The following is a 4,350-nucleotide window of genomic DNA, read 5'->3' on the forward strand; positions in this document are numbered from 1 at the left end:
AGGGTGAGGCTTGTGTCCCACCGTCACAGCCGATGCGCCGTCAAGGGGCTGTTTACAATGCAACCCTGGCTCTGCGGTCACCCACCAAACTGCCCCCTCCCCCGTGGGGGAGGGTCGGGGTGGGGGCAGTAAACCATCCGCATCAGCGACTGCTTCCCCGCGTGCGTGTCGGCTGCGTCACCACAAACCCTACGGCAGTTAAAAACAAGCCGTAGGGGCGATTGACGAGGAACGCGCATAACCGCTCGCAGTAACCTGTTCGGGCGGTGACGGAACAAGGTCTGTTGGGCGTGTGCCGCAGGCAGGCGGTTTTCTATTCCCCCAACCCTGCTACCGTGCCATTGACGACAACAGCAGGTGTTGCAGGGCGGCGACGTCATGCACCAGCGTATCCGGGCGGGCGGCGGCGAGGGTGGTCGCGTCATGTGCGCCCCAGGTGACAGCGCAGGTTTGGACGCCCGCAGCGCGTCCTGCCTCAATGTCGGTGGTGGCATCGCCGATGTAAATGGCGCTGGCGGCGGGGCGGTCAAGCCGGGCGAGGGCGCGGGTGATACCGTCGGGATGCGGTTTGTAGTGGGCGACGTCGTCCGAGCCGATGAAGACATCTATCTGCGCGCTGATGCCGAGCGCATCGCAGTTGGCGCGGAGAATGGCGCCTTTTTTGCTGCTGATGATGCCGGTTTGCCGCTCCTGCGCCCGGAGCGCGGCGAGCAGTCCGGCGATGCCGGGATACAGGCGGATGTGCGTGTTGGCGGCGGCAGCGTAGTGCTGGCGAAAGGTGGCGAGCAAGGTGGCGAAGGCCGCGTCATCCAGCGCGGTGGCGCCAAGCGTGCGGAAACAGCGCTCAATCGGGATGCCCATTTGCTGCACGATGGCGGCATCGGGCGGCACGGGCAGTTGATGGTCGCGGAACGCCTGTTGAGTGGCGATGATGGCGCATGAGGCGCTGTCGGCGAGGGTGCCGTCAAAATCAAACAGAATGGTATGTAGTGGCATGACTTTTCTCCTTCGTAGCATTTTCCGCCGCAGTGTATGCCAGCCGCCGGATACCTTCACAACTTGTAGCCGACCGGCTGATTTCACAAAAACCTTCACCCCCGCCACCATCAAAAAACCTGCATCCGCCCTTGCCCCGAATCAACCGCACGGCTGCCGCCAATCCCTTACAATACCGCCATCCACCTACCCCCGCCGACACCGTGCAACACAGCTATTCCTACATCATCCTCTCGACCGTCCTCGTCAACAATTTTGTCCTCTCCCAATTCCTCGGCCTCTGCCCGTTCATGGGCGTGTCGCGCAAAATCGACACCGCGCTCGGCATGGGGCTGGCCACCGCCTTCGTCCTCACCCTCTCCGCCGTCAGCGCCTACCTGCTCGACACCTACCTCCTCGAACCCTTCGGCCTGCGCTACCTGCGCACCATCAGCTTCATCGTCGCCATCGCCGTCCTCGTCGGCCTCACCGAAATGTTCATCGCCAAGACCAGCCCGGTACTGCACCGCCTCCTCGGCGTGTACCTGCCGCTGATTACCACCAACTGCGCCGTCCTCGGCGTCGCCCTACTGAACGCCAACCAGCACCACAACCTGCTCCAATCCGCGCTTTACGGCTTCGGCGCTGCCGTCGGCTTCACCCTCGTCCTCATCATCTTCGCCGCCCTGCGCGAACGCCTGGACGCCGCCGACGTCCCCGCGCCCTTCAAAGGCACGCCCGCCGCACTGATGACCGCAGGCATCCTTGCCATCGCCTTCATGGGATTCGGCGGATGGGCATGACCGCGCTGGCGCTCACCGGCGCCCTGCTGATGCTGCTCGGCATCGTCGCCCTCTGCGGCCTGCTGCTCGGCTACTTCGCGCAAAAATACAAAATCGAAGGCGACCCGCTCGTCGAAAAAATCGACGCCATCCTGCCGCAAACCCAGTGCGGCCAATGCGGCTTCCCCGGCTGCAAACCCTACGCCGAAGCCATCGCCAAAGGCGAGGCGGACATCAACCGCTGCCCGCCCGGCGGCCAGGAAGGCGTGGAAAAACTCGCCGAACTGCTCGGCGTTGAAGCCAAACCGCTGGACGCCGAAAACGGCGAAGAAACCGCGCCACAAGTGGCATTCATCATCGAAGACTGGTGCATCGGCTGCACCAAATGCATCAAAGCCTGCCCGGTCGATGCCATCCTCGGCAGCAACCAAAAAATGCACACCATCATCAGCGACGAATGCACCGGCTGCCGCCTCTGCGTGGACCCCTGCCCGGTGAACTGCATCATCATGAAGCCGCGCGACCAAAAATGGAACTGGGACAAACCGCAAGACCCCAACCACCCCACATGATCAAAAAACTCCTCGCCTGCCTGCTGCCGCCCAAAAACCACTTTCACGGCGGCCTGCACATCACCCCGCCGCGCCACAAAAGCATGAGCACCGGCGCGCCCAGCCGCGAAGCCGCCTTGAGCGCCGAATACGCCATCAGCCTGCGCCAGCGCGACGGCAGCGCCTACCTCGCCAAAGTCGCGCCCGGCGAGCGCGTCCTGCGCGGCCAACTCCTCGCCGAACCCGTCAATAGCCAGGACGCGCCCATACACGCGCCCACCTCCGGCACCATCCGTGCCATTGAGCCGCGCCCGGAAATGCACCCGGCGAACCAGCCCGTGCCGCACCTCATCCTGGAAAGCGACGGCAAAGACGAAGCCGTGCCGCCCCTGCCCGCACTCGACCCCGAAACCACCGACGCCGACACCCTGCGCGAACGCATCGCCGCCTGCGGCATCGTCGGCCTCGGCGGCGCGGGCTTCCCCACCGCGCGCAAACTCGGTCACCCGGCGAACACACTGGTCATCAACGCCGCCGAATGCGAACCCTACATCACCTGCGACGACCTACAAATCCGCGAAAACGCCGCCGACATCATCAACGGCGCGCAAATCGCCGCCAAAATCCTCGGCGCCGAACACATCCACTTCGGCATCGAAGACGACAAACCGCAAGCCATCGCCGCCCTCGAACGCGCCGCCGCCGACCTCAATGACCCGCGCATCCAAATCAGCAGCGTCCCCACCCGCTACCCCTCCGGCAACGCGCGCCAACTCTTTGAACTACTGCTTGGCGTGCGCGTCCCCGCTGACCAACACGCCAGCGACTACGGCCTCATCTGCCACAACAGCGGCACCATGAAAGCCGTATATGACGCCGTCATCCGTGGCGAACCCCTGACCGAACGCTACACCACCATCAGCGGCGAAGGCGTCAAACAGCCACAAGTGCTGCGCATCCGCACCGGCGCACCAGCGCGCGACCTCATCAATCAGGCAGGCGGCGAAACCGGCGACAACCGCTACATCATCGGCGGGCCGATGATGGGCTACCAAATCACAAGCGCCGACACCCCACTACAAAAAACCGGCAACAGTCTGCTGCTCCTGCCCGCGATCGAGCCCGCCGAAGAAAGCCCGTGCATCCGCTGCTCGCGCTGCGCCGACGCCTGCCCGATGGAACTCTTGCCGCAACAACTCCTCTGGTACAGCCAAAGCGACGAACACAAACGCCTCAAACAATACCGCCTCTTCGACTGCATCGAATGCGGCATCTGCGCCGCCGTCTGCCCGTCGGCCATCCCGCTCGTCCAATACTACCGCCACAGCAAAGGGGCGATTCGCGCGGCTGATGACAAAACCCGCGCCGCCGAACACGCCCGCGCCCGCCACGAAGCCCGCACCGCTCGCTTAGAGCGCGAAGCGGCAGAACGACAAGCACAAATGGACGCGCGCCGCGCCAAACTCCAACAAAACCCCGCCGCCGACAAACCGGAACGCTACACCCCGGCCAAACCCGCCGTTGCTGCTTCCCCCACAATGATGCCCCCTCCCCCCGTGGAGGGCAGCCGACAAAGCAGCGCAGCTTCCGACGACAAAACCGCCGCTATCGAAGCGGCGAAAGCCCGTGCCGCTGCCCGCCGTGCCGAACGCCTTGCCGCGCAAAACAGTGAAGCCAAAACACCCGCCAATCTGCCCCCCTCCCCCTGTGGGGGAGGGGACGGGGGTGGGGTTCGTCCGCATACCGCCGATGCGAATACCGCAACAGACGTAGGTCGGCCATTTATGGCCGACAACAACATCGGGCATGAATGCCCGACCTACAACCCGGTTACAACCGTTCCTGCCCCCCATCAACTCCCATCCGACCCCGGCAAAACTGCCGCCATCGAAGCGGCCAAAGCGCGCGCCGCTGCACGCCGTGCCGAACGCCTTGCCGCGCAAAACGAAAAAGCCGAAACCTCCACCGCTCCCGCTTCCCGCACCGAAGTACTCCCTCCCTCGCAGGACGCGCCAGCGTCCGCAGCGGGGGAGGGTTGGGGA

The 4,350-nt window shown here is 64.5% G+C and carries 4 protein-coding genes; 3 read left to right on the top strand and 1 reads right to left on the bottom strand.

What is annotated here, in order from left to right; translation table 11 throughout:
- Nucleotides 1-330: 330 nt before the first annotated feature.
- Nucleotides 331-996 carry an HAD-IA family hydrolase gene (locus Q0349_RS10950; RefSeq protein WP_298080983.1) on the bottom strand — a complete coding sequence of 222 codons (666 nt, stop codon included), beginning with the start codon at nt 994-996 and terminating at the stop codon, nt 331-333.
- Between the two features lie 224 nt (nt 997-1,220).
- On the opposite strand from Q0349_RS10950, the gene rsxA reads away from it, so the two are divergent.
- The 3 genes from rsxA to rsxC form a co-directional block, all read left to right on the top strand.
- Complete coding sequence (rsxA, locus tag Q0349_RS10955; RefSeq protein ID WP_298080986.1) at nt 1,221-1,778, top strand: electron transport complex subunit RsxA; 558 nt, start codon at nt 1,221-1,223, stop codon at nt 1,776-1,778.
- Complete coding sequence (rsxB, locus tag Q0349_RS10960; protein ID WP_366916319.1) at nt 1,769-2,329, top strand: electron transport complex subunit RsxB; 561 nt, start codon at nt 1,769-1,771, stop codon at nt 2,327-2,329. Before rsxA ends, rsxB begins: the two co-directional genes overlap by 10 nt.
- On the top strand, nt 2,326-4,350 hold a 2,025-nt coding region (gene rsxC, locus Q0349_RS10965; RefSeq protein ID WP_298080985.1), incomplete at its 3' end, for an electron transport complex subunit RsxC. The genes rsxB and rsxC, both read left to right, overlap by 4 nt.

The organism is uncultured Cardiobacterium sp. (assembly GCF_938028185.1).
GTDB lineage: Bacteria > Pseudomonadota > Gammaproteobacteria > Cardiobacteriales > Cardiobacteriaceae > Cardiobacterium.

Excerpts from the sequence above, each read along its gene's own strand:
- Q0349_RS10950 (WP_298080983.1), bottom strand. The coding sequence starts at position 996 with ATGCCACTACATACCATTCTGTTTGATTTTGACGGCACCCTCGCCGAC.
- rsxB (WP_366916319.1), top strand. The coding sequence starts at position 1,769 with ATGGGCATGACCGCGCTGGCGCTCACCGGCGCCCTGCTGATGCTGCTC.